A 23505-nucleotide genomic window follows, 5' to 3' on the forward strand; every position below is an offset into this window, starting at 1 on the left:
ACCCATGACCACCGAACGCATCGGCCCACCCCTGCGCGCCGGCGAACGGGAGACGTTGCGCGCGTTCCTCGACTACCACCGAGCCACCCTCGCGATGAAGTGCGACGGCCTGTCCACCGAGGACCTGCGCCGCCGCTCCATGCCGCCGTCCACGCTCACCCTGCTCGGCCTGGTACGGCACCTGGCCGAGGTCGAGCGCACCTGGTTCCGCCGGGTGATCAACCACGAGGACGTGCCGCTGGTGTGGTCGCCCGACGGCGACTTCCAGGTCGCCTACGACGCCTCCACCGCGACCAGGTCCGAGGCGTTCGAGGCCTGGCGGACCGAGGTCGAGCACGCCCGCCGCATCGAGCGCGAGGCCGAGTCGCTGGACGTCACCGGCCACCACGAGCGCTGGGGCGAGGACGTGTCGCTGCGCCTGGTCATGCTCCACGTGATCCACGAGTACGCCCGGCACAACGGGCACGCCGACCTCCTGCGCGAGGGCATCGACGGCACGGTGGGCGCGTAACGCCGCTTCTCCGCCGAACCGCGGTGCGCGCGGCCCCGGCGCGGGGAGTGGATGGACGGGTGGACGCCCCCAACCCGAACGTCATCGCGGGCGGAGGCGAGGACGAGCACGCGTCGGCCCTGTGCGGCGATGTCGGCGGCACGTCCGGGCCGCGCTCCTCCGCCGGGGAACACCATCTCCGGCGCGCCGAGCACCCACGTGCCGTGGTTGTCGATGTCCACAGAGGACCACTTCCGGCTTGACGAGAACGGCACGCCACCCGCGCGGTCGAGGCGAAATCCTCGACCAACGCGGCGGAGGTGGCGTTCGCGTCCGGTGTGGTGGCCGGCACCCGACCCCGCCGACGACAGGTCTTGTCGATTCCGCGCCCACGAGGGCGGCGGGCCACGCCGTAGATCGGCGCGGTCCGAAACCGGAGTACGGATGTGCTCTTGCTGGCCCGCTCGGGACTTCTCTTACGCCGCGAGGTACCGCGAGGAGGGGTGACAAGGCACCTCGGTGGAGTGATGGGCAGGCCCGAGCGGTGGCGTGAGCGGTGGAGGCGGCGGTAAGCACGGGTGGTGTGCGGCATAGACGGCTTCGCCGAAGCATTGCGCGCGGTGTTCCCCTCGGTGCTCACGGCGGTGGAGGAACTGCGCGACGCTGGGCGGCTACCCGCCCGGCTCCGAGCCGGAGTTCATCGGACTGGGCCTGCCACCGCTGACACCGCCCGCGCGCGGTGACCCGACTACCCGTGGAGTCCACAATGTTCGACAACCGACAGGTGTTTCTCGGCATCACCCCGACCTGCTGGAGCAACGACGACTTCCCCGACGACGAGGAACTGGGTCGCGACATCCCCTTCGAGCAGTGCGTCGACGAGATAGCCCTCGCCGGGTTCCAGGGGTGCAGCATCGGCCACAAGTTCCCAAGAACGCCGACCGGCTCGTCCACGAGCTCGGCCGGCGGCAGATCCGCGTCTCCGAGCCGTGGGTCAGCACCTTCTTCACCGAGCATGACGGGTTCGAGCGGACGGTGGCGGAATTCCGGCAACGTTTGAAGTTCGTGAAGAAGGTGGGTGGGCAGGACATCGGCGTGGCCGAGTTCGGCAACTCGATCCACCTCGACCCGCACGCGGACCTCGTCACCGCCAAACCCCGGTTCACCGACTCCCAGTGGGACGACCTGACCCGCGGTCTCGACGTCTTGGGCAACCTCGCCACGACCGAGGGCATGCGCCTGTGCTACCACCCGCACATGGGCACCGGCGTGCAGACCCACGACGAGGTCGACCGCCTCATGACCGGCACGAACGAGAACGTGCACCTGTTGCTGGACACCGGCCACCTGACGTGGGCGGGCGCGCGCGTGGTCGAGCTGATCAGGAGCTATTCGCACCGCATCGCGCACGTGCACCTGAAGAACATCCGCGACGAGCCGGTCACCAGCGGCAAGAACCACAGCTTCTACGAGCACGTCAAGGCGGGCGTGTTCACCGTGCCCGGTGACGCCGGGGTCGTCGACTTCCCGGCGATCCTGGCCCGGCTCGACCGCGAGGGCTTCACCGGGTGGCTGGTCGTGGAGGCCGAACAGGGCCTCGACCAAGGCGAACCGCTGACGTTCGCCCGCACGGCCCGCCGCTACCTCAGGCAGGTGACCGGCCTGTGAACCTCACCGACCCCGGTATCGGCTTCGTCCCGCACCTGGTCGACGCCGACCCGCAGGACGGCTACTGGATCCAGGCCGCGGACGTCGACGGCGACGGACGGCTCGACCTCGTCACCTCCGGCCTGACCACGGGACGGGTGAGCTGGTACCGCAACCCCGGTGAACCCCACGGCCCCTGGCGCAAGCACCCGATCATCGAACTCGACAAACCCGTGGCACTGGACTGCGGCGACATCGCGGGCGAGGGCCGGGCGGACATCGTCATCTGCCACGACTACGGCAACTGCATGTTCGGCTGCGGCGAGCACGACGGCAAGATCTCCTGGCTGCGCAACCCCGGCGACGGGTCCACGCCCTGGGAGAAGCGCGAGATCGGTGAACTGGTCGCCACGCACCGGCTGGCCCTCGGCCACTTCACCGGCACGACGGGCGCGCAGCTCATGGCCCTTCCCGTCGTCGGCCCGGCGGGCGGGTCGGCGGGCGTGGACCAACCCGTGCGGGTCACGCTCTACGACCGGCCCGCCAACGTCCTGGCCGGCACGCCGTGGCCGTGCACCACGCTCAACAACACGGACTTCCGGATCGTGCACGGCGTGGTGGTCGAACGGTTCGCCGGCACCCCTTACCCCGACCGGGACTCGCTCCTGCTGGCCTGCGAGGAGGGCATCCAGTGGTTCGGCCCGGGCCCGGACGGGGCTTGGCGCCGCATCCCGCTGCACCCCGGCGCACCACTGCAGAAGCCGCCCGCGGGCATGACACGCGGCTTCCGGGGCAGCGGCAACCTGGCGGTGGGCCGCCTGGGCGACCACCAGTTCGGCTACATCGCCGCGATCGAACCGTTCCACGGCAACACCCTGGCGGTCTACACCCGCCGTGCCACCGACACCGGACCCGGTGGCGGGGCGTGGCAGCGGACTGTCCTGGCGGTCTTCGGCGATCCCGAAACCCCCGGCCACGCGGTCGGCCACCACGTGGTGGCCGCCGACTTCGACGGTGACGGCAACGACGAGTTCCTGGTCGCGCTGCGCGGACCCGCCCCGTGGCAGGGGGTGTTGTACTACAAGATCGACGTGCGCGACGGCGCCGTGGCGCAGTGCACCAGCGCCACGGTGTCCACGCACTCGGCGGCGCGCATCGCGGTGGCCGACTTCAGCGGTGACGGCAGGCTCGACTTCGCCGCCACCGGCTACTTCACCGAGGGCTACTACAAGGCGAAGGACCCGCGGATCATGCTGTTCCGCAACGAGTTCGGCAAACCGCTGTTCCCACCGACCCCCAGGGCGGTGAACGGCTGAGCACCGCACTGAAGGACGGCCCGGACGTCGCGCACGGCGTCCGGGCCGTCCTCGTCATCGGGCCGGGGACCCGGTCACCCTCCGGTAGAGGGCGGCTGTCGCCGCGTCCTCGGTGTCGTGCTCCTCGAACGGGTCGTACTCACCGCGCTCGTACACGCCGACCTGCCAGCGATCACCGCGCCGCCGCAGGAAGTAGAAGTCGGTCGGCGGCACGTCGCCGAACTCGCGCACCCCCTCGACCTCGTACATCACGCGTGGGATGCCCGCTCGGTCCAGCGCCTCGACCAGGGCAGCCGAATCCACGACGGCCGTCAGCCGACGATCGGGGTGAGGTAGTTGTTCTTGACCAGCCAGGCCACGTTCCACCGCTCCGGGGCGCCCACCGGCGTGAGGATCTTGAGCTGCGTTCCGCCTCCGGGCTGCCCGAACCAGCCCGCCGTGATCCCGCTCAGCACCGTGATGGGCAGCTCCACCTTGTACCGGTAGTAGCCGTTGGGTTGCCACACATTCGGCTCGTACTCGCAGGTGTTGAGGCTCTGCGGCGGCAGCGAACGCTGCTCGAACGGCGTGCCGATCAGCGCGAGGAAGGTCCCGGACGGGCCGCCGAAGCGGTCGACGACATCACCTGGTTGTAGCTCGGTCATCGACGGCTCGCCGACGAAACCGTCGTTCGGGGGGTACTTCCACTTGTTGTCGCCCCAGTACTTGGCCAGGAATGCGATGTGGTTCGGTTCGTCGCCGAATCGCTTGTACCCGTACAGCAGTTCCTTGACCACTTCGGGGACATCGTCGAGATCCTCTGGGCCCAGGCGTTCGTCGCCGAAATAGAACGGGGGCACGCACTCTAGGTCAACGGCGGTCGTCGATGACGTGGCCTGCGCGGCAGGGGCCACGACCAGGCCCGACACGGCGAAGATCAGCGCGAGAAGAGAAATAAAACGTTTTCGTACAGTCATGGCATTTCCTTCGGGGTTGATCGATAACGGCAACGCTCGCGTTACGTTGTCCAAGTCGTGCCTACCACAGGGCAGACGCACGGGAAATTCCTGCGGTGAAGCAGCACTCGACAAGGGGACAGGGTCACTCGCCCGTGCGCGGCTGTTCACGCGAGCGGTCGATTCAAGGATCGGCTCAAGTGCAGTTCCGGCGGCGCGGGATCACCTTGTCCCCGCCGAAGCGGCTTCCCCTGTCACCCACCGAGGGCAAAGGTCTTCATCGGCCACCTCGGACAACACCTGCCCGAGGGCTCAACCGGGTGGTCTCATCCGCCGCCGTCGCCTCTACGGGGGGCGCTCACCCCGAAAACCCCAGTTCAGCGCGTTGCTGTCCGACTGCGCAATTGCCCTGCGTCGTCAGGCAACGCTGAAAAGGCTCTTTTAGTACACCCGAACGGTGGGTTCACCGACAAGACGCACTGCGGAAGGCAGCGCCACATGCAAACCTCTTGCTGAGGCCCTTGCCGCGATCCCGGCGGATCGGCGAGCGGCGTCACCTGTGGTCAATGGCAAAGCGAAGGGTGGTCCTCGTATGCGGCGCAGGCGGACGTGTCGACAACGCGGGGAGTGGCCGCAGTCGACGGCGGGGCCCCGCCGGGGATCACGGGAATTGCTCAACATTTTGTCGGTGGGCGACGCGATGCCTGTCCGCCCCAGCTGGTCAGCCTGAACTCGGATTTTCTGCCCGCAACCGGGTTAGGTCACCCCGGACGCGGAAAGGGGTATCAATGACATTTCACGATGATGCAGGCCAGACGATCTTCCCGGCCGGTGCCGCAACGCAGACCAGCGCCGCAGAGGCCGCGCAGGGCGAGTGGGACGCCGTCATCGTCGGTGGCGGCATGGCAGGTTCCATCGTCGCCGAGCGGCTGAGCCAAGCAGGCTACAGCGTGCTGATCCTCGAAGCCGGCCCGGGCAAGGACCTGGACCTCGCCGAGTACGAGTCGTACCTGTCGCGGTTCTACGGCGCGGTCGTCAAGGACAACCAGTCCCCGTACCCGTTCAACCCGAATGCCCGGATGCCCAGGAGCACCGACACCATGCCGGTGCATCCGGGCACGCCCAGAGATGACTTCTACCTCGTGCAGGAGGACAAGTACTGCACGGACACCACCTTCACCCGGGTCCTCGGCGGCACCTCCATGCACTGGGAGGGCAAGGCGCTGCGCATGCTTCCCGAGGACTTCAACCTGCAAACCAAGTACGGCCAAGGCCTGAACTGGCCGCTCGGCTACGACGACCTGGAACCCTACTACCGGCAGGCCGAGGCCGAACTGGGCGTGGCCGCCGAAGTCGAGGACCAGGCGTACCTGGGGATGTACTTCCCCGAGGGATACGTGTTCCCGATGCACCGCATGCCGCTGTCCTACCTGGACCAGACGGTCGCCCGAGGTGTCGACGGCATGCGGGTCGACCTGGCGGACGACGAGTACACACTCCGGGTGCGGAGCTTTCCCCAGGCCCGCAACGGCGTGCCGAACGCCGCGTACGACGGCGGCAAGGGCTTCGTCCCGGTCGGCGCGGTGAGCACGAGCCAGGCGGAGGAAGGCGAGCGCTGCCAGGGCAACACGAACTGCGTCCCACTCTGCCCCGTGCAGGCCAAGTACCACGCGGGAAAGACCCTGGCCAAGGCGCTCCGCAAGGGCAACGTCAAGATCGTGACGCAAGCCGTCGCGTCCAAAGTGGAGATCGACGAGCACAACCGACGAGTGACCGGTATCACCGTCAAGGAATACCAGTCGCTCTACTCCAACAGTTACGAGACGTACACGGTGAAGGGCGCCGTCTACATCCTCTGCGCGCACGCCATCGAGAACGCCCGGCTCATGCTGGCCTCCGACATGCAGCGGATGAGCCGCAGCAAGCTGATCGGCCGCAACCTGATGGACCACGCCTACCTGCTGTCCTGGGGCCTGCTGCCCAAGCCGGCCGGCACGATGCGGGGCACCACCTGCACCGGCGGGATCACCGACCTGCGCGGCGGGCGGTTCCGCAAGACCCAGGCCGGATTCGGCGTGGACATCCACAACGACGGCTGGGGGTGGGCAACCGGCTCGCCCTACACAGACCTGGTCGAACTCGTCGACAAGCAGGGCCTGCGCGGGTCGGAGCTGCGCAGGACGCTCGGGAACCAGATCTCCCGACAGCTCCTGCTGGCGTTCATGATCGACCTGCTGCCGGACAAGAACAACACGGTCACCGTGGATGAGCGGTACAAGGATGCCATCGGCAACTTGAAACCGGTCGTGTCGCTCAAGATCCCGCCCTACACCATGCGGGGCGCCGCGTTCGCCCGCAAGCTCGCGGCCGACATCTTCGAGAAGCTCGGCGCCGAGGACAGGACCCAGTACGACGAGAAGAGCTACAGCGCCGTCGAGCACGACGGCCAGTGGTACAACATCGTGGGCGGCAACCACCTGGCGGGCACCCACATCATGGGAACCGACCCGACGAACTCGGTGGTCGACCACACCCAGCATTCGTGGGACCACGACAACCTCTACCTCGTCGGTCCTGGCAGCCTGCCGTCCATCGGGACTTCCAACATCAGCCTGACCATGGCGGCGCTCGCCTTCCGCAGTTCGACCCACATCGTCAGGTACCTGCGTGCCGCGAAAGCGCCGGCCACCGTGCACGGCTAGACGGCCAACAGATCGGCGGGTCGCACGCGACACCGGCCGCCACCACCCATTCACCCACCCACGATCGGGAGATCATGTCCGTTCCAGTAGTGGAGCAGTCCCAGGGCTCCAAGATCAAGACCATCGAGGAGCTACACGAGTACCTCCACAAGGGGCTCCAGCTGGAGCATGCGACGCTCCCGCCCTATCTGACCGCCCTCTACTCGCTGAAGCCCGGGACGAACTCGGATGCCTGGCACGTCATCAGGGTCGTGGCCGTCGAGGAGATGCTGCACCTCACCCTGGTCGCGAACGTCTTGAACGCCGTGGGCGGGACGCCGGACCTCACCAAGCGCGGCTTCGTGCCGAACTACCCGACGCGCCTGCCGAGTGGTCCGGATGACTTCGAGGTGCATCTCGGACCGTTCTCGCGCGAGGCTCTCCACACGTTCCTGAGGATCGAGAAGCCCGCGCCGGCAGTGAGCGAGGCGGACAGGTTCGTCGCGGTGGACTGGGCGGCCCTTGGGATGACGTTCAACGGCTCGGCGCCGCCACCGGACGAACTGGCGGAACTCGAGGAGTCCGGCGCCATCCTCGGGCTCGTCCCCGGACAACCCACCCAGCGCTTCGCGAGCATCGGCGAGTTCTACGAGGAGATCATCCGGGGAATCAACCACCTGGAGGACCAGGCCCGCAAGGTGGGGAAGACGATCTTCACCGGCAACCCCGCTCACCAGGTGACCCCCGAGTACTTCTACTCGGGTGGTGGCGATGTGATCAAGGTGACGGGGCGGGACACCGCGGTCGCGGCGCTCACCCTCGTCGCGGAGCAGGGCGAAGGGCTGCACGGCGGCATCTACGACAGCGAGGACGAAATCGCCCACTACTACCGGTTCCAGCAATTGGAGAAGGGGCAGTACTACCAGAAGGGCGACAAACCGAACAAGCCTTCCGGTCCGAAGCTGAACGTCGACTGGCAGGCCGTCTACCCGGTGAAGCAGAACATCAAACTGGTGGACCTCGAGCGAGACCCGGATATCCGGGCGGCGGCCATGGAGTTCAACCAGTCCTACGCCACCTTCCTGGCCAATGTCAACCTCGCCTACAACGGGCAGCCCGACCTGCTGCTCAAGGCGGTTTGGGAGATGTTCCGCATTCGCGACACCATGAACCTCCTCATCCGAAACCCGCTCACCGGGCATCCGGGGAAGAACGCCGGCCCGACGTTCGAACTCTACCCGCCGAAGGAGGAAGCACCGTGACACAGGCAACGACCACGGAAGAGAAGGTACGCGAATTCGTCAAGTTCTCGGCCACCGTGACCGGGTTCAGCGAGTTCGACCTGTGGGGAACCGGTCAGGCGGAGGCGTACTACGAAACGGTCGTGAATCAAGAAGGGAAGGATGCGATCCAGAAAGCGATCTCTTCCGATCCCGTCGGCGTCCGCCCCGATCCACTGGTGCAGAGCATCATCAAGCTCTGGTACGTCGGCGTCTGGTACGGCCCGGAACTGACGGGACGTGCGGACGTGGCGGCCTGGACGGCACCCGGCCGCAGCGGTGCGAAGCCCGCCGTCCCGGATGACAGCCAGCCCGAGGACAGCGGGCCCTGGCAGGCCGTGCCCGGACCGCAGGCCGGGGATAACGGCGCGCACGCCGGAGACGGACGCAAACCCTTGTTCGTCGTCTCCCCCGACGCCTACACCGAAGGGCTGTTGTGGCGGGCGATCGGTGCCCACCCGTCCGGCGCGAAGGCGCCGGGCTACGGGTCGTGGGTCAATCCGCCCACGTTCGAGGGCTAGCAGAAGGACCGAGGCGATGAACAGCACTGTCTCGAACCTGTGACTAGTCCGCTGGAGCCGCGGAAGCAGAGGACGCGGCGGAGCGCGTCGCGTACGCCGTCTCCCATGAGGTGAAGGCGGTCGGCTCGGCCGCGTCGGGGTCGTGAGTCGCACCGGCCGAGTCGTCCCGGACCGCGCGTCGGCCACGGCGGCCGACGCCGTTCGAGTTTCGGACCACCGTGATCAGAGCTAGCGTCGGAGCCATGCCGTCCACCGAGCACCTCACGGACGACCTGGACCTGCTGGACGCCTACTGGCGTGCGGCCAACTACCTCTCCGTCGGGCAGATCTACCTGCTCGACAACCCGCTGCTGCGCGAACCGCTGCGCCCCGAGCACGTCAAGCCGCGCCTGCTCGGCCACTGGGGCACGACCCCCGGCCTCAACCTGCTCTACGCGCACATGAACCGGGCCATCCGGCAGCGCGACCTGAACGCCCTCTACGTCACCGGACCGGGTCACGGTGGCCCCGGGCTGGTGGCCAACGCCTACCTGGAGGGCACCTACAGCGAGGTGTACTCGGGCATCGGCGAGGACCTCGACGGCCTGCGCGCGCTGTTCCGCCAGTTCTCCTTCCCCGGCGGCATCCCGAGCCACGTCGCCCCGGAGACACCCGGCTCGATCCACGAAGGCGGGGAGCTCGGCTACGCCCTCCTGCACGCGTACGGGGCGGTGTTCGACAATCCCGATCTCCTCGCGCTGTGCGTGGTCGGGGACGGTGAGGCGGAGACCGGGCCCCTGGCCGCCAGTTGGCACTCGAACAAGTTCCTCGACCCCGCCCGCGACGGTGTGGTGCTGCCCGTGCTGCACCTCAACGGCTACAAGATCGCCAACCCCACCGTGCTGGCCCGCATCCCGGACGATGAACTGGCCTCGCTGCTGCGCGGCTACGGGCACACGCCGCACTTCGTCGTCGGCGACGAGCCCAAAGCGGTGCACGAGCAGTTGGCGTCCACATTGGACACGGTGCTGGACGACATCGCCGAGATGAAGCAGTCCAGGCAACGCCCGCCGTGGCCGATGATCGTGCTGCGCACCCCGAAGGGTTGGACCGGGCCGCGGGAAGTGGACGGCCGGCAGGTCGAGGGCACGTTCCACGCACACCAGGTCCCGCTCGCCGCCACCCGCACCGATGCCGGGCACCGCGCGCAGCTGGAGGAGTGGCTGCGCGGCTACCGGCCCGACGAGCTGTTCGACGACAACGGCACGCTGCTGCCGGAACTGCGGGCCCTGGCGCCGACCGGCGACCGGCGGATGAGCGCCAACCCCCACACCAACGGCGGACGGCTCCTGCGCGACCTGCGGATGCCCGACTTCCGCGACCACGCGGTGACCGTCGAGCAACCGGCCGTCGAGAGCGGCGAGGCCACCCAGGTGCTCGGCGCGTTCCTCCGGGACGTGGTGCGCCTCAACCCGGACAACTTCCTGGTCATGGGCCCGGACGAGGTCGCGTCCAACCGGCTGTCGGCGCTGTTCGACGTCACGGGGCGCAAGTGGGGCGCGGAGACCGTGCCCGGCGACGACCACCTCGCACCGGACGGCCGCGTGCTGGAAGTGCTGTCCGAGCACCTGTGCCAGGGCTGGCTGGAGGGCTACCTGCTCACCGGCAGGCACGGCCTGTTCACCAGCTACGAGGCGTTCATCCACATCGTCGACTCGATGCTCAACCAGCACGCCAAGTGGCTCAAGACGACTCGCGCCATCCCGTGGCGCGCACCGCTGGCGTCGCTGAACTACCTGCTGTCCTCGCACGTCTGGCGGCAGGACCACAACGGGTTCAGCCACCAGGACCCCGGGTTCCTCGACCACGTCGTGAACAAGAAGGCCGAGATCGTCCGCGTGTACCTGCCGCCGGACACCAACACGCTGCTGTCGGTGGCGGACCACTGCCTGCGCAGCAAGCACTACGTGAACGTGATCGTGGCGGGCAAGCAGCCGGCGCTGACGTACCTGGCCATGCCGGACGCGATCGCGCACTGCGCGCGTGGCGTGGGCATCTGGGACTGGGCGGGCACCACCGAGGGCGAGCCGGACGTGGTGCTGGCCTGCGCGGGCGACATCCCGACGTTGGAGACCCTGGCCGCCGCGAAGCTGCTGCGCCACCACCTGCCCGACCTGAAGGTGCGCGTGGTCAACGTCGTGGACCTCATGCGCCTGCAACCGGACACCGAACACCCGCACGGCCTGTCGGACCGCGACTTCGACGCGCTGTTCACCACCGACAAGCCGGTGATCTTCGCGTTCCACGGCTACCCGTGGCTCATCCACCGCCTCACCTACCGCCGCACGAACCACGTCAACCTGCACGTGCGCGGCTACAAGGAGGAAGGCACCACGACGACGCCGTTCGACATGGTGATGCTCAACGACCTCGACCGGTTCCACCTGGTCATGGACGTCATCGACCGGGTGCCGTCGCTGGGCGGTGCGGCGGCGTCGTTGCGGCAGCGCATGTCCGACGCCCGGCTCGCCGCCCGCCAGTACACCCGCGAGCACGGCGAGGACGACCCGGCGATCGCCGGGTGGACGTGGAGCTGACGTGCGGGTCCTGGTGGTCAACGCGGGCTCGTCCAGCCTGAAGCTGCGCCTGCTGGCGGCCGACGACGAGGTGGAGCGCACCGCCGACGTCGAGCCGGAGCCGGAACGGCTCGGCGACGTGCTGGCGGACTGGCCGACACCGGACGCCGTCGGCCACCGCGTGGTGCACGGCGGCACGCGGTTCACCGAGCCGGTCGTGCTGGACGACCTGGTGCGGCAGGCGCTGGTCGACCTGACCGCGCTGGCACCGCTGCACCAGCCGAAGTCGTTGGCGGGCCTGGACGCGGTGCACCGGTTGCTGCCGCACGTACCGGCGGTCGCGTGCTTCGACACCGCCTTCCACACCACCATCCCCGCCGCGGCGGCCACGTACGCCGTGCCGCGGGAGTGGCGGGACCGGTACGCGATCCGTCGCTACGGCTTCCACGGCCTGTCCCACGCCCACTGCGCGCGACGGGTCGCCGAACTGGTGTCACCCGGGCTGCGGCTGGTCAGCTGCCACCTGGGCGCGGGCGCGTCGTTGACGGCGATCGCGGACGGCCGCAGCGTCGACACCACCATGGGCTTCACCCCGTTGGAGGGCCTGGTGATGGCGACCAGGTCGGGCACCGTCGACCCCGGTCTGGTGCTGTGGCTGGAGGAGCACGAGGACCTGTCGCCGCACGAGGTCGCGACGGCGCTGGAGAAGGAATCCGGTCTCACCGCGCTGGCCGGCACCGGCGACCTGCGCGAGATCGACGCGGCGGCGGCCGAGGGCGACCCGGATGCCTTGCTGGCGCTGGACGTCTACACGCACCGACTGGTCGGCGGCATCGCCTCGATGGCCGCGGCGCTGGGCGGTCTCGACGTGCTCGCGTTCACCGGCGGTGTCGGCGAGAGATCGGCCACGGTGCGCCGCCGCGCGGCCGAGCGGCTGGGCTTCCTCGGCGTCACGGTCGACCCCGAGCGCAACCAACAAGTCGACGGTGACACGGAGATCACCGGTCGGGACGCACGCGCCCGAACCTTCGTCATCACCGCGCGCGAAGACCTGGAGATCGCGCGCGGCACCCGCGCGGCCCTGGCTGGTTCCTGACCTCCACACCGCGCGGCTAGCGCGGCGTGATGCCGTGCAGCACGGTGGCGACCAGGGCGTCCACGTGACCTGGCGGCACTTCCGGTGGTTCGGTCAGGCCTCGGAAGACGCGGGGGAGGACCAGTTCGTGGCACGCGCCCACGACGAGGGTGGCCACGGCGTCCGGGTCGGTGTCGGCGGTGATGCGGCCGTTGGCCTGTTCGGTGTGCAGGTAGTCGGCCAGGGCGGTGTGCAGGCCGCGTCCGTCGGCCATCGGGTTGGGCAGGGCGTCGAACCGGGCGAACACCTCGGGGTGGCCGATCAGGCCGGCGAACGCGGGCAGGAACGCGGTGTGCGCGGCCAGCGCGTGCGCCACGAAGGCGTGCAGGTTCTCCGCGAGGGTGCCCTCGGTGGTGGGTCGGCCGATGCGCCGCTCCACGTCGCGGACGTGCTGGTGCAGGGCCAGCGCGAGCAGTTCCTCCTTGTCCGCGAAGTGGTTGTAGAGCACGCCGACCGCGACGTCGGCCGCGCGGGAGATGTCGCGGACCGTGAGGCCGGCGGTGCCGCGTTCGGCGATCAGGCGGGTGGCCGCGGCGATCAGGTGGTCGCGCAGGCTCACGTCGCCGTCACGCAGTGCTGCTGCTCGTCGCGGTGCCATCGTGTTGCATCGTAGGGGGTAGGTGGAGGCGGAAGCCGTGGGCCGCGACCTCGGTCAGGAACTCGACCGGGCTGACGACCTGGTCCACGTGCCACACGCCGTGCGGCAGCGTGGTCAGTCGGTCGACGAGCAGCGCCGCGACGACACCGGTGGCACGGCTCTGCCGCCGTCCGCTGAACGCGCCCGTCACCCCGCCCGCCGACACGGCCACCGCGAACCCGTCGCCGCCGACGTGCGCGCGGGCCAGCGGGCCGAGCCGGTGCGCGAACCGTGCGGCGGTGGGCAGCAGGGCGGTGATCAGCCGTGAGTCCAGGCACAGCCCGGTGCGCACGCGGTCGACGTCGAGGGTTTCGCGCAACGTGTGCTGGTCGGAGAACGGGAACCCGTGCACGGTCCGCGTGCCGTACGGGGCGGGGAACTCCGCCCGCCACGACGGCCCCAGGTCGGCGAGGCCGTCGAGCGTCCACGCGACCGCCGCCGCGCCGTGCCGCTCACCGCCGCCGAGCAGCACGCCGATCTCGACGTCACGGGCACCGGTCAGCTCGACGCAGTGCCGGGCCAGCAGGTTCGTGACGCCGGGCGCGAGGCCGACGCTGAGCAGCGCGGTCGCGCCACGCTCCAGCGCCTGGATCGAGGCGATGACGTCGGGCGACGCCGTGACGTCCAGGTAGTGCACGCCGCGTGCCAGGCACGCGCGGGCGATCCGGGCGTTGTCCACCTCCGCGCACATCAGCACGGCGTAGGCACCGTCCAGCACGTGGCGCACGTCGCCGCGGAGGTCCACGCGCACGGCGGTGGCGCCCGGGACGGTGGCCGGCGGGTTGCGCCCGGCCACCACCACGTCGTACGACGGGGACAGCACGGCCGCCGCCTCACGGCCGACCGCGCCGTACCCGCCGAAGATCACCACCCGGCGCACGTCACGCCCTCGCCGTGACCAGCCGGGCGGTACCCCGCAGCCGCACCGCGTCACCGTCGGCGTGCGGGACGAGCGCGGCGGCCACGGAGTCCCGGACGCGCGCCATGGTCGACGGCGAGGCGTCGCCCAGCGCGAACCGGACCGGGCCCCAGCCCATGAGGAACTCCGTCGCGTCGGCCACGTCGCTGCCCCACACCTGCTCCGCGTCCACCGCCTCCGCCGTGACGTCGGTGAAGCCCGCGCCGGTGAGGACCCGGTCGATCACGGCCGGGTCGGACAGCGACAGCGGTCCCGTCCCGGTGGACGTGGACGTCGGTGAGCTGCCGAAAGCCGCGAACACCTCGGCCAGGTCGCCGAGGTCGCGCATGGACAGGAACACCAGCCGCCCGCCCGGCCGCAGCGCACCGTGGATGTTGGCGAACGCCGCCACCGGGTCGGCGAAGAACATGACCCCGAACCGGCTGACCGCCACGTCGAACGCGTGCGGCGGGAACGGGTACACCTGCGCGTCCCCCTGGACGAACGTCATGTTCGGCGCGCCCATCGCGGTCATCCGGGCGCGGGCCAGCATCGGGCCGGACAGGTCGATGCCCGTGACGTGGGCGGCGTCCCGGGCCGCCAGCCAGCTGATCCTCCCGTTGCCGCAGCCGATGTCGAACACCCGGTCCTGCGGCCCGATGGCGGCCGCGCCGAGCAGCGTGTCGTTGAAACCGCTGTTCACGGCGTCGTAGCGGTCGTGGTTCTCGGCCCAGTGCTCGCCCTCGTACCCGTTCCACGCCTCGAACTGGTGGGTGTTGACGATGTCCGGCACGGTGTCGCTCCCGTCGTTATGAACGCCTGTTCATGAACAACTGTTCATGACCTGCCCGAGCGTGTCAAGGGCGGATGCCGGCTATCGTCGCGATCATGGCCGTGGTCCGCTCGGTGGTGTTGGCCGCGCTCGCCGAGATCGGTGGCGCGTGGCTGGTCTGGCAAGGCGTCCGCGAACACCGCGGCCTGCTGTGGATCGGCGCGGGCGTGGCGGCGCTCGGCGTGTACGGGTTCGTGGCGACGTTGCAGCCGGACACCCACTTCGGCCGCATCCTCGCCGCGTACGGCCCGGGTGTTCGTGGCCGGTTCGCTCGCCTGGGGCGTCGTGGTGGACCGTTTCCGCCCCGACCGGTGGGACTACGTCGGCGCCGCGATCTGCCTGGTCGGCGTGGCCGTGATCATGTACGCGCCCCGCGCGTGAGGCCGGAGGAACCTCGGCGCGGCGCAGCCCGTGGCGTGATCCGTTCCGGTCAGGCCGGACGTGGGTTGCCGCGCGGGCGGAGGCGGCCCATCGGCAGTGGTGGGGCCGGGAGGCGGTCGCCCGGGTAGCCGTCGACTCGGCCGAAGCGGTCGGATTCGGTTTGCCACTGGTCGCGGAAGGTGGCGATCTCGTCGTGGGTGCGGCCGACGAAGTTCCACCACATCACCAGATCCTCGCCCAGCGGTTCGCCGCCCAGCAGCACGACGCGGGCGGGCGCGTCGGTGGTGTTGGCCAGGTGCAGGGTGGTCGCGCCCAGGCCGACGTAGCCGAGGGTGCCGTGGGTCAGCGCGGTGCCGTTGAGGTCCACCGCGCCGACGTCGACCAGCACGCCGTGCTCGAACGCCGGGTCCACGTCGAGCGCCGGCCGCGCGCCCGGTTCCAGGACGAGCTCCGCGCCCAGCAAGGGCGTGAACGTGCGCACCGGAGACGTCCGTCCGGCCACCGTGCCCAGGAAGACCCTGGCGGTGGCGCCGTCCAGGGTCGCCACCTCGGGCACGTAGTGCTGGAAGTCGCGCGGTGCGTCGCGGTGGGCGTCGGGCAGGGCGATCCACAGCTGCACGCCGTGCAGGACGGTCGTGCCCGGGGTCGACACCTCGGAGTGGCAGATGCCGTGCCCGGCCGTCATCAGGTTCAGCTCGCCGGGCCGCACCATCGCGTGCACGCCGAGGCTGTCGCGGTGCTCGATCTCGCCGCTGAACAGCCAACTCGCCGTTTGCAGGCCGGTGTGCGGGTGCGGTGCGACGTCCATGCCGCCGCTGACCGACACGTCGTCGGGACCGTAGTGGTCGGCGAAGCACCACGCCCCGATCAGCGACCGCGACCGCTGCGGCAACGTGCGTCGCACGGTCATCGCCCGCGGACCGCCCAACGGGACGTCACGGGGTTCGAGCACCTCGACCGCGGCGGCGCCGGAGGTGCTCTCGCAGATCAGCTCGGACGGGTGGGTCTCCACGTTGCTCATCGCGACCCCAAGCGGACGACGGCCATCACCCCATCCTAGAGCCGCGACCGGCAGCCTCCGCCGCGTCGTCCGGCGCTCGGTGGGGCGCCTGTCCCGGCTCTAGAGCCGCGAGTACTCCTCCCAAGTCCGCTTGGGGGTCACGACCGGTCCGTCGTCCGGTCCCCGGTTGGCCAGGCCGTTGAAGCCGAGGTAGTAGTCGCCGGCCTGGTTGCGGGCGCCGGTGGACAGGTCCGGGTCGCCCAGGGCGATCGCGTGGATGTGGTAGTCGAAGCCCTGCGCCGGTGTGCGGATCCAGGCCGCGAACCCGACCTGGCGCAGTACCCGGGCCACGGTCGTGCGGGTGGTGGCGGTCATGCCCGACACCGAGATGTCCAGCGCTCCGCCACCGTCGTGGGTGCCCGCCGAGCCGGGCACGCCGCCGGGGTTGTACGAGCCCTGGGTGATGCCCAGCGACCGGCCCAGCAGCCGTTCCGCCTCGACCAGCATGGCCTTGGTCCGGGTGTTCATCAGGGCGCTGTGGTAGGTCACCCGGCTGCCCGCCGACACCACGCGGGTCACGGTGTAGGTCGTCTCGCCGAGCAGCCGCAACGACGTCGGCCCGGGCATGCCGGACGCGTCGAGCCCGGTGTAGCCGAGCGAGCGCTGGTAGGCCGCGTAGGCGTCGATCGTGCGGGTGCCGAAGTGACCGTCGACGTAGGTCGAGGCCAGGTGCCCCTTCGCGGCGAGCCGACGCTCCACCAGCCGCACGCTGTCGCCGCTGCCCGGCGTGATCGCCGAGTCGGCCCGGCGCGGGTCGATCTGCGCGGCCTTGAGCACGGCTTCCATGTCGACCACGGGCAGTGCCACGGCCTGTGGCGCGGCGGCGGCGGGAACGCCGAGGCCCGCCAACCCGATCAGCACACCGGCCACTGCGGCGACTCTGACGTTGACCACGTCCACCTCCGGTCGACACCCGACGAACCGGGCCAGTCAAGCGCGAACCGGTGGTTCTTGGCAACAGGTGTCTGTAGTTGGTTGAACATTTACAGAAGTGGTGTGCTTCGACCGGCGAAGGAGCGTGGAGTAGAGTCCCTCGGGTTGGGGCACGAGCTGTCGGCACTCGGTCGACGCGGTCCCCGGCCCAGTCCGGCCGCACTCCGGGGCCGGGGACGGGAGCACCGGCTTGTCGCCGGACCATCCGTTCACATCATCTACCCCCACGGCTCGCGGGCACGCCGGTCCGATCCACCCAGCGCGTGGTGCGGCCCTGCCGGCAGGGGAGGCGGGGTCGTCATGACGCAGACCAGACCTGGTCGATCACCGGGCGCCGCGGTGGGTTTCGCCGACGCGCGGGCTGCGGCCGACAGGGCCGAGACCATCCAGCGCCACCAGGCCGCGCGCACCGTCCTGGACAACTCGGTCGACGCGAACGACTGCGCCGAACTGCTGTCCATGCTGGGCCTGGCCGCCCCGCAGGAGGACGACGCGCCGGTGCGCACCGGCGACGAACGGGCGCGGGACCAGCGTGCCGACGATCACGCGTACCAGGACACCTCCTACCCGGCCCGTGAGTGATCACGCGTACCGGTGCAGGGCCTTCCGCAACGCGGTCCGCGCGTAGTCGGCGGTCTCCGGCACGGTCTCGCCCGCGGTGACGGTCAGGGTCGTCCAGCCCAGGCCGCGCGCCATCTCGCGCAGCACGGTCAACCCGCGGCCCTGGTAGTCGATGAAGCTGTCCCGGTCCAGGCCGCGGTAACCGGCGTGCAGGCCCAGTTCGGTGGGCCGGAAGTCGGCGCGGCGGTCGAACACGGCGGCCACGTCGGCGTCCAGCAGGATCACGCGGTCCGGCTCGCGCACGCCCGCGAACACCGTCTCCAGGTCGTCCCGCCGGAAACCCTGGCCGAGCAGCTTCGACCAGAACTTGTAGTACCAGCCGTCCACCACCACGTCGTGCCCGGAGTCCAGCACCGGTCCGATGACGCACGTCGAGTGCGCGGTGAACCAGGACGCCTGCAACGTCACCCAGAACGCCGGTTCCAGGTCACGCGAATCACCGCTGTGCCACAGCATCTGCGCCAGGTGCTCCATCAGCGTGGCCGCGAACGGCGACGTGCCCGACCTGGCCCGGCGCGACACGAACACCACGCCGGGCGGCTCACGCCCCTCACCCGCCAGCCACTGCTCGTAGGTCAGGTCGGCGACCCGGCCGGCGAGCGTCGTCTTGCCGACGCCGTCGATGCCCTCCAAGGCCACGAACCTGCCCGTCACGGCACCGCTTCCCGGTGCACCCGGTCCGACCGACCCACACCCCACGCCGAACCGGCCAGCTCCAACGGCCCGGTGCGCACGCTGCCCTCGGCCAGGCTCACCCCGTGCGCCTCCAGCCCGGTCCGCAGACCGTGCCGGATCCACGCCACGGCCTCCGGCGGCGCGTCTTCCGGCAGCGTCAGGTCCACGACGCACCCCGTCGGCCGCACGCCGGCCGCCACGACGTCCGCGCACACCACGTCCGCCCCGCGCCGCCCGTAGTCCTCGAACTCCTCCCGCGTGCGCGGCACCACGCCCTCCGGCGCCCTCGCCACCGCGAGCACGACCGCCGAACCGGCGACGTTCACCACCACGCGCCGCGCGTCGGCCTCCTCAGGCGGTGACTCGACCCGCTCCACCACCCCGGCGTCCACCATCTCCCGGAACGCGGTCGTCACCCGCTCGACCGGCACGCCGACCCGGTCGCACAGCCCGGTGAAGGTGCTGCGGCCGTCCAGCTCGGTCCACAGCCACGTCGACCCGGACGGCACGGTCACCGTGCCCGACGGGCTCTTGAGCGCGAGCTTCCCGGCCACCCGCCGCACCCGCACGTCGAGCCGCCGCCGCCACACCGAGGCCAGCACGTCAGGCATACAGATCGACCTCCGCCATCACGGCCCGGGTGTCGGTTACCGTCCGGTGCACCCAGCGCCGAGCACCCAGCGCGGGCAGGTCCGCCATGGTCTGCACCTCCCAGTACCGCTCGTAGTCCAGCTCGACGGGTTTCGCGTCGCGCAGCGCGCGGGCACGCCACTTCGGGTTCCGGCTGAAGCACCGCCTGCCCGCCAGCAGCCCGTCCACCGTCCGCAGGAACGACTCCTGCGCCGAGATCACCGCGCTGTCGACGTCACCGACCGCCAGCTGACCCAGGCAGTCCTCGGCGAACGAGTCGGCGTAGGTGAAGTGCTCCTGGATCGTCATGAACCGGTGCGCCGAGCGGTCCAGCCGCTCCTGCACCTCGCGCAACCTCGGCTCACCGGTCACCACCAGGGCGTGCGCGATGCGTTCCAGCAGCAGCCACTCGCGGATCGGCACCGAGTCGATGAAGTCGCCGCCCTTGGCCACGTCCCACGACACCTTGTCGAACAGCTTTTCCAGCTTGTCGTCGGAGATGGCGTGGATGTCGACCATCGGACGGTCCCCGGTCGCCTTCACCACGACCGTCGCGTCCCGTGGCGCGCCCAGCACGTAGGCGTCCACGTCGCTGCCCGGGTTGCTCCAGCCCCGCGCGATCGACCCGCCGATGAAGACGCAGTACCCGGCCAGCTCCTCCGCGCGGACGACGTCCGCCACCCACTCCCGGCTCACGACGCCGCCCCGACCAGGCTCGGCCGCAGCACCAGGTACCCGGTCTCCACGCACAGGTACAGGTACTCCGCCACCTCGTCCAACTCGATCCCGGCGACCTCGACCAGCTCCGCCACCGACCGCGTGCCGTCGACCGCGCGCAGGAACCGCACCCAGCCCGGCGCGAGCGCCTCGTCCACGGTGTGCGTCACCGCCAAGTCCTTGATCAGCAACCAGGTGCCGTCGGCCTCGTCGCGGGCGAACCGCGAGCCGGGCCCGAACGCGAGCACCGACGTCGGCCGGACCTCGACCCCGCCCAGCGCCTCGTCCACCGCGTCCCGGTCGGCGTCCACGGACTTCGCCGGCAACGTCACCCGCTCGGGCCGGAACGGCTCCCGCTCACCCCGCGCCAGCACGTCCAGCAGCCCCAGGTTCACCACCCGCAACGGGATCTGCGGGTGCAACGGCGACCGACCCGCCTTCAACGCGGCCACCGTGCGCCGCAACGCGTCACCCTCGACGTAGTCGGCCATCCTCGGCCCCGCCAACGCCTCCTCGACCAGCGCCATCCCGTTCCGGTTCAGCGCGTCCACCACGAGCCGGTGCGCGAAGTGGGCCGTGCGGCCGTTGAAGAACGGCTTCTTCTCCCGCCGGGTCACCGGGTCCGGCAGCACGTCCCGCACCGCGTCACGGGCCATCCGCTTGTCCCACAACAACTCCTCGCGCAGCGACAGCGGCACGCTGGTGGACAGGTCGACCAGCCTGCGGTCCAGGAACGGCACCCGCGCCTCGACCCCGCTGCCCGCCGCGTTGCGGTCCTCGTGCCAGCAGTTGTACTGCTGCACGTCACGCCACTTCCACTTCAGGAAGTCCGCGTAGGAGTCGACACCGCGCGGGTCGTCGGCCAACGCGGGCAGCGTGAGCAGCAGCGGCGCCTTCTGCGTCAACCACGGCGCGAACTCCGGCCGCACCACCCGGGCCACGGCGAGCCGGTCGATGTTCGCCTCGAACCGCCGCCAGCCGCCGCCCATCGACAACAGGTCCGAGTAGCCGCCGTTGAACTCGTCCGCGCCCGACCCGAGCAGGGTCGCCTTCATCCCCGGCCGCAGCTGCTTGGCCACCCGGTAGAGGCTGAACTTGTAGTACTGCTCCGGACCCGTCAGCGGCGTCTCCATCAGCCACAGCAGGTGCTTCCAGTCCGCCGGGGACGGCACGGCGTCGGACGGCAGCGCGGCGACCGTGTTCGGGATGCCCAGGAACTCGGCGACCTGCCGGGCGTGCCCGACGTCGCCGTTGAGGACGGTGGCCTGGGCGGCGACGGTGAACGTGTGCATCGGCTGGCCGAGCTTCGCCGCGATGGCCGCGATGGCGGCCGAGTCGACGCCACCGCTGAGGAACAGCCCCAGCTCCACCTCGGCCATCAACGAGTCCTCGACCGAGGACCACAGCAGCTCGCGGTACCGGGTGACGTACTCGGCGGCGCTCGGCGCGTCGGCGTCGGCCAGCGGGCCACCGGGCTGCCAGTAGCGGTGCACGTCCGTGCGACCGGTGGCCAGGTCGATCGTGACCACGGTGCCGCCGGCGACCTTGTGCACGCCGCGGAACCACGTGTTGACCGGGCCGGTGCTCATCGCGGAGAAGTTGCTCAGGCCCTGCTCGGCCAGGCCGCCGACCCAGTCGACCTCGCGCGGCACGTCCGGGTGGTCGAACAGCACCTTGATCTCGGAGCCGAACACCACGGTGTCACCCGCGAACGCGTAGAACATCGGCTTCAGGCGAACGGGTCCGTGGCCAGCACCAGCCGGTTGCGGCGCTTGTCGTGCAGCGCCAACGCGAAGATTCCGCGCACGCCGTCCACGAAGTCCAGCCCGTGCTCCTCGTACAGTCCGATCAGGACTTCGCAGTCGGACCTGGTGCGCGGCCGGAACCCGGACAGCGTCCGCTCCAGCTCCTCGTGGTTGTACACCTCGCCGTTGGCGATCAGCACGACCTGTTCGTCCGGGCTGCTCAGCGGCTGGTTGCCGCTGTCCACGCCGACCAGCGACAGCCGGGTGAACGCCAGGGACACCGTGTCGTCCAGGCGTAGGTTCACGTCGTCGGGGCCACGGTGCTCCACCGTGGCGAGCATGCGTTCCAGCAACGGCCGGGTCGTGCGCGGCAGGGTGGAACCACCCAGCGCGGCGACGCCACCCAGTCCACACATGGCGGAATCCTCTCCGGAGGGTGTCGGTGGGCGGCACCGGCGCGAGAGACCGGTGCCGCCCGATGGGTCACGCGACGACGGCGAAGAGCGCCTCGACGTCGACGACCTCCTCGGTCTTGGTCGGCTGCATGTGGTTCACCCCCTTCTCGGGTTCGGCTGCTCCCGGCCGTCGTGCACGCGGCCGGCGGTTCTCGGCCGCCCGTGGTTCAGGCGGCGTGCAGGCCCGCGTCCTCGAACGCGTGCCGCACGCGGGTGTCGGCCAGCGCTCCGGCGGCCTCGAACGCCCGCACGGCGGACTCCGCGACCCGTGCCCGCTGCGCCGCCACCCGGTCGTCACCCATGGTCTCGGCCACGACGAGCGCGGCGTCGTCCTCGGTCAGCCCGGCCTCGACCAGGTCCCGCACGACGGGGTTCAGGTCGGGGCGCAGGAAGATGTCGATCAGCGTCGGCACCAGCGCGCCCACCTCGACGCGCTCGTCGGTCGACAGCGCCGACCACACCTCGGCCAGCACGGCGGAGAAGTACCGGTGGTGCCTGGCCTCGTCCGACGCGTGGTCCCGCACCGCGTCCCGCAGGCCGGGCGGTGCCCCACGGGCCCGCGGCAACTGCGACAGCGTGCCGGTGATCAGCGTTTCGGAGACACCGACGAACACCAGCTCCAGCAACGCGGTCCGGCGCGGATCGGCCGCCGCGACCAACTCCGCGAACGCGACCGCGAAACCCGGCGGCTCACGGCGTTCCGGCACCCCCGACCGCGCCTCGGACTGCATCAGCAGGTCGGTCGCCACCAGGGCGTGGTAGGCCTCGTCGGTGTAGACGCGCATCGCGTCCAGCCGCATCGGCGGCGGCAGGTCCAGCCCGTACCCGTGCGACGCGAGCGCCAGGACCACCGGGTTGACGTACTTCGTCTCCAACTCGACGGTGAAGCGCAGGTACCGGTGCAAGTGTCGCAATTGGACGGTCGTGAAGTCGTCCGGCGGCAACGCCCGCACCAGCGGGTGCTCGGCCACCGCGATCAGTTCGCTCGGGAAGTACTGCCCTTCCCCGGTCGCGACGAACCGGCGCGGCGTGCGGCGCGCGGAAGCCCGGTCATCCCACCGGTCGAACGGGGATCGGTAGTCCGCGGCGGCTTCTCCGTCGTCGCGCCGCAGCAACTCGGCCAGCGGGCACGTGCTCAACGCCGTGCAGCCGAGGAACATGCCGACCGAGCCGCACATGTCAGGTTCTCGGCGCGGCGGAGGCGGTGATGTGACGGGAAGTCCTCAAAGCACTGTTCATGCGATCCCCCTGTCGGCGAGGCGTCCCCAAGCGCCCGCCGGCTCACGGTGCCACACGAACCCGTCCCGGGCGACGACTTCGGTCGACTGCGTTGGGGCACTTCGGTATTCCACACCGCGTGT

The 23505-nt window shown here is 70.4% G+C and carries 22 protein-coding genes and 1 pseudogene; 10 read left to right on the top strand and 13 right to left on the bottom strand.

Annotated features, from left to right (window positions below; all coding sequences use genetic code 11):
• The first annotated feature begins 4 nt into the window (after positions 1-4).
• The 3 genes from A6A25_RS38760 to A6A25_RS38770 all read left to right on the top strand — a co-directional run bounded on the left by A6A25_RS38760 (position 5) and on the right by A6A25_RS38770 (position 3453).
• Positions 5-511 (top strand): DinB family protein, encoded by a 507-nt coding sequence (locus tag A6A25_RS38760; RefSeq protein ID WP_073899051.1) that lies wholly within the window; start codon positions 5-7, stop codon positions 509-511.
• Positions 512-1396: 885 nt separating this feature from the next.
• A complete protein-coding gene (locus A6A25_RS38765) occupies positions 1397-2158 on the top strand; it encodes a TIM barrel protein (protein ID WP_198933017.1) in 762 nt (253 codons plus the stop codon).
• On the top strand, positions 2155-3453 hold the full coding sequence (locus A6A25_RS38770; RefSeq protein ID WP_073899053.1) for an FG-GAP repeat domain-containing protein: 1299 nt from the start codon (positions 2155-2157) through the stop codon (positions 3451-3453). Before A6A25_RS38765 ends, A6A25_RS38770 begins: the two co-directional genes overlap by 4 nt.
• Positions 3454-3507: 54 nt before the next feature.
• Here the strand turns inward: A6A25_RS38770 and A6A25_RS38775 are convergent, their stop codons facing one another.
• Together A6A25_RS38775 and A6A25_RS38780 are read right to left on the bottom strand one after the other, a co-directional pair.
• Positions 3508-3756 (bottom strand): hypothetical protein, encoded by a 249-nt coding sequence (locus A6A25_RS38775; RefSeq protein ID WP_143193698.1) that lies wholly within the window; start codon positions 3754-3756, stop codon positions 3508-3510.
• Positions 3757-3764: 8 nt separating this feature from the next.
• Positions 3765-4463, bottom strand: coding sequence for a TNT domain-containing protein (locus tag A6A25_RS38780; protein WP_198933018.1), 699 nt, complete (start codon positions 4461-4463; stop codon positions 3765-3767).
• Positions 4464-5176: 713 nt separating this feature from the next.
• Here A6A25_RS38780 and A6A25_RS38785 point away from each other — a divergent pair.
• From A6A25_RS38785 to A6A25_RS38805, 5 genes are all read left to right on the top strand, one after another.
• Positions 5177-7090, top strand: coding sequence for a GMC family oxidoreductase (locus A6A25_RS38785; protein ID WP_073899056.1), 1914 nt, complete (start codon positions 5177-5179; stop codon positions 7088-7090).
• Between the two features lie 89 nt (positions 7091-7179).
• On the top strand, positions 7180-8331 hold the full coding sequence (locus A6A25_RS38790) for a ferritin-like domain-containing protein (protein ID WP_198933019.1): 1152 nt from the start codon (positions 7180-7182) through the stop codon (positions 8329-8331).
• Positions 8328-8870: a hypothetical protein gene (locus A6A25_RS38795; RefSeq protein ID WP_073899060.1), complete on the top strand. Its 543-nt coding sequence runs from the start codon at positions 8328-8330 to the stop codon at positions 8868-8870. The genes A6A25_RS38790 and A6A25_RS38795 overlap by 4 nt, the downstream gene beginning before the upstream one ends.
• 242 nt (positions 8871-9112) lie before the next feature.
• The gene (locus A6A25_RS38800; RefSeq protein ID WP_073899062.1) at positions 9113-11446 is read left to right on the top strand and encodes a phosphoketolase family protein; all 2334 of its coding nucleotides are present in this window, start codon (positions 9113-9115) and stop codon (positions 11444-11446) included.
• Position 11447: 1 nt separating this feature from the next.
• Positions 11448-12521, top strand: coding sequence for an acetate/propionate family kinase (locus A6A25_RS38805; protein ID WP_073899064.1), 1074 nt, complete (start codon positions 11448-11450; stop codon positions 12519-12521).
• A 16-nt stretch (positions 12522-12537) separates the two neighbouring features.
• On the opposite strand, the gene A6A25_RS38810 is transcribed toward A6A25_RS38805, so the two are convergent.
• Genes A6A25_RS38810 through A6A25_RS38820 form a run of 3 tightly spaced genes read right to left on the bottom strand, consistent with a single transcriptional unit; the run spans position 12538 to position 14888 of the window.
• Positions 12538-13158 carry a TetR/AcrR family transcriptional regulator gene (locus tag A6A25_RS38810; protein ID WP_073899066.1) on the bottom strand — a complete coding sequence of 207 codons (621 nt, stop codon included), beginning with the start codon at positions 13156-13158 and terminating at the stop codon, positions 12538-12540.
• Positions 13127-14077: a saccharopine dehydrogenase family protein gene (locus A6A25_RS38815; protein WP_073899068.1), complete on the bottom strand. Its 951-nt coding sequence runs from the start codon at positions 14075-14077 to the stop codon at positions 13127-13129. Before A6A25_RS38815 ends, A6A25_RS38810 begins: the two co-directional genes overlap by 32 nt.
• A 1-nt stretch (position 14078) precedes the next feature.
• Complete coding sequence (locus A6A25_RS38820) at positions 14079-14888, bottom strand: class I SAM-dependent methyltransferase (RefSeq protein ID WP_073899070.1); 810 nt, start codon at positions 14886-14888, stop codon at positions 14079-14081.
• A gap of 95 nt (positions 14889-14983) precedes the next feature.
• Between A6A25_RS38820 and A6A25_RS38825 the strand changes: the two are divergent.
• Positions 14984-15308 (top strand): annotated as a pseudogene (locus A6A25_RS38825) (YnfA family protein).
• A 49-nt stretch (positions 15309-15357) separates the two neighbouring features.
• Here A6A25_RS38825 and A6A25_RS38830 read toward each other — a convergent pair.
• Together A6A25_RS38830 and A6A25_RS38835 are read right to left on the bottom strand one after the other, a co-directional pair.
• The gene (locus A6A25_RS38830; protein WP_073899072.1) at positions 15358-16329 is read right to left on the bottom strand and encodes a pirin family protein; all 972 of its coding nucleotides are present in this window, start codon (positions 16327-16329) and stop codon (positions 15358-15360) included.
• Between the two features lie 99 nt (positions 16330-16428).
• Positions 16429-17262 carry a peptidoglycan-binding domain-containing protein gene (locus tag A6A25_RS38835; protein ID WP_380733532.1) on the bottom strand — a complete coding sequence of 278 codons (834 nt, stop codon included), beginning with the start codon at positions 17260-17262 and terminating at the stop codon, positions 16429-16431.
• A gap of 339 nt (positions 17263-17601) precedes the next feature.
• On the opposite strand from A6A25_RS38835, the gene A6A25_RS38840 reads away from it, so the two are divergent.
• Positions 17602-17883 (top strand): hypothetical protein, encoded by a 282-nt coding sequence (locus A6A25_RS38840; protein ID WP_143193699.1) that lies wholly within the window; start codon positions 17602-17604, stop codon positions 17881-17883.
• Here the strand turns inward: A6A25_RS38840 and A6A25_RS38845 are convergent, their stop codons facing one another.
• From A6A25_RS38845 to A6A25_RS38870, 6 genes are all read right to left on the bottom strand, one after another.
• Positions 17884-18576 carry a dTMP kinase gene (locus A6A25_RS38845; RefSeq protein ID WP_073899076.1) on the bottom strand — a complete coding sequence of 231 codons (693 nt, stop codon included), beginning with the start codon at positions 18574-18576 and terminating at the stop codon, positions 17884-17886.
• Positions 18573-19208 carry an AIR synthase related protein gene (locus tag A6A25_RS38850; RefSeq protein ID WP_143193700.1) on the bottom strand — a complete coding sequence of 212 codons (636 nt, stop codon included), beginning with the start codon at positions 19206-19208 and terminating at the stop codon, positions 18573-18575. Before A6A25_RS38850 ends, A6A25_RS38845 begins: the two co-directional genes overlap by 4 nt.
• Positions 19201-19923: a hypothetical protein gene (locus A6A25_RS38855; RefSeq protein WP_073899080.1), complete on the bottom strand. Its 723-nt coding sequence runs from the start codon at positions 19921-19923 to the stop codon at positions 19201-19203. Before A6A25_RS38855 ends, A6A25_RS38850 begins: the two co-directional genes overlap by 8 nt.
• Positions 19920-21668, bottom strand: a complete 1749-nt coding sequence (locus A6A25_RS38860) for an asparagine synthetase B family protein (RefSeq protein ID WP_073899082.1) — start codon at positions 21666-21668, stop codon at positions 19920-19922. The genes A6A25_RS38855 and A6A25_RS38860 overlap by 4 nt, the downstream gene beginning before the upstream one ends.
• A gap of 5 nt (positions 21669-21673) precedes the next feature.
• Positions 21674-22105, bottom strand: a complete 432-nt coding sequence (locus A6A25_RS38865) for a hypothetical protein (protein WP_073899084.1) — start codon at positions 22103-22105, stop codon at positions 21674-21676.
• Positions 22106-22311: 206 nt separating this feature from the next.
• Entirely contained in the window at positions 22312-23322 is a 1011-nt protein-coding gene (locus A6A25_RS38870; protein WP_073899086.1) for a diiron oxygenase, read from the bottom strand.
• Positions 23323-23505: the final 183 nt, after the last annotated feature.

Origin of the sequence: Saccharothrix sp. CB00851 (genome assembly GCF_001905065.1) — a bacterium.
GTDB lineage: Bacteria > Actinomycetota > Actinomycetes > Mycobacteriales > Pseudonocardiaceae > Actinosynnema.

Coding starts and splice junctions, on each gene's coding strand:
- A6A25_RS38760 (WP_073899051.1), top strand. CDS start 5: ATGACCACCGAACGCATCGGCCCACCCCTGCGCGCCGGCGAACGGGAG.
- A6A25_RS38850 (WP_143193700.1), bottom strand. CDS start 19,208: ATGCCTGACGTGCTGGCCTCGGTGTGGCGGCGGCGGCTCGACGTGCGG.
- A6A25_RS38810 (WP_073899066.1), bottom strand. CDS start 13,158: ATGGCACCGCGACGAGCAGCAGCACTGCGTGACGGCGACGTGAGCCTG.
- A6A25_RS38870 (WP_073899086.1), bottom strand. CDS start 23,322: ATGTGCGGCTCGGTCGGCATGTTCCTCGGCTGCACGGCGTTGAGCACG.
- A6A25_RS38840 (WP_143193699.1), top strand. CDS start 17,602: ATGACGCAGACCAGACCTGGTCGATCACCGGGCGCCGCGGTGGGTTTC.
- A6A25_RS38800 (WP_073899062.1), top strand. CDS start 9,113: ATGCCGTCCACCGAGCACCTCACGGACGACCTGGACCTGCTGGACGCC.
- A6A25_RS38860 (WP_073899082.1), bottom strand. CDS start 21,668: ATGTTCTACGCGTTCGCGGGTGACACCGTGGTGTTCGGCTCCGAGATC.
- A6A25_RS38865 (WP_073899084.1), bottom strand. CDS start 22,105: ATGTGTGGACTGGGTGGCGTCGCCGCGCTGGGTGGTTCCACCCTGCCG.
- A6A25_RS38785 (WP_073899056.1), top strand. CDS start 5,177: ATGACATTTCACGATGATGCAGGCCAGACGATCTTCCCGGCCGGTGCC.
- A6A25_RS38830 (WP_073899072.1), bottom strand. CDS start 16,329: ATGAGCAACGTGGAGACCCACCCGTCCGAGCTGATCTGCGAGAGCACC.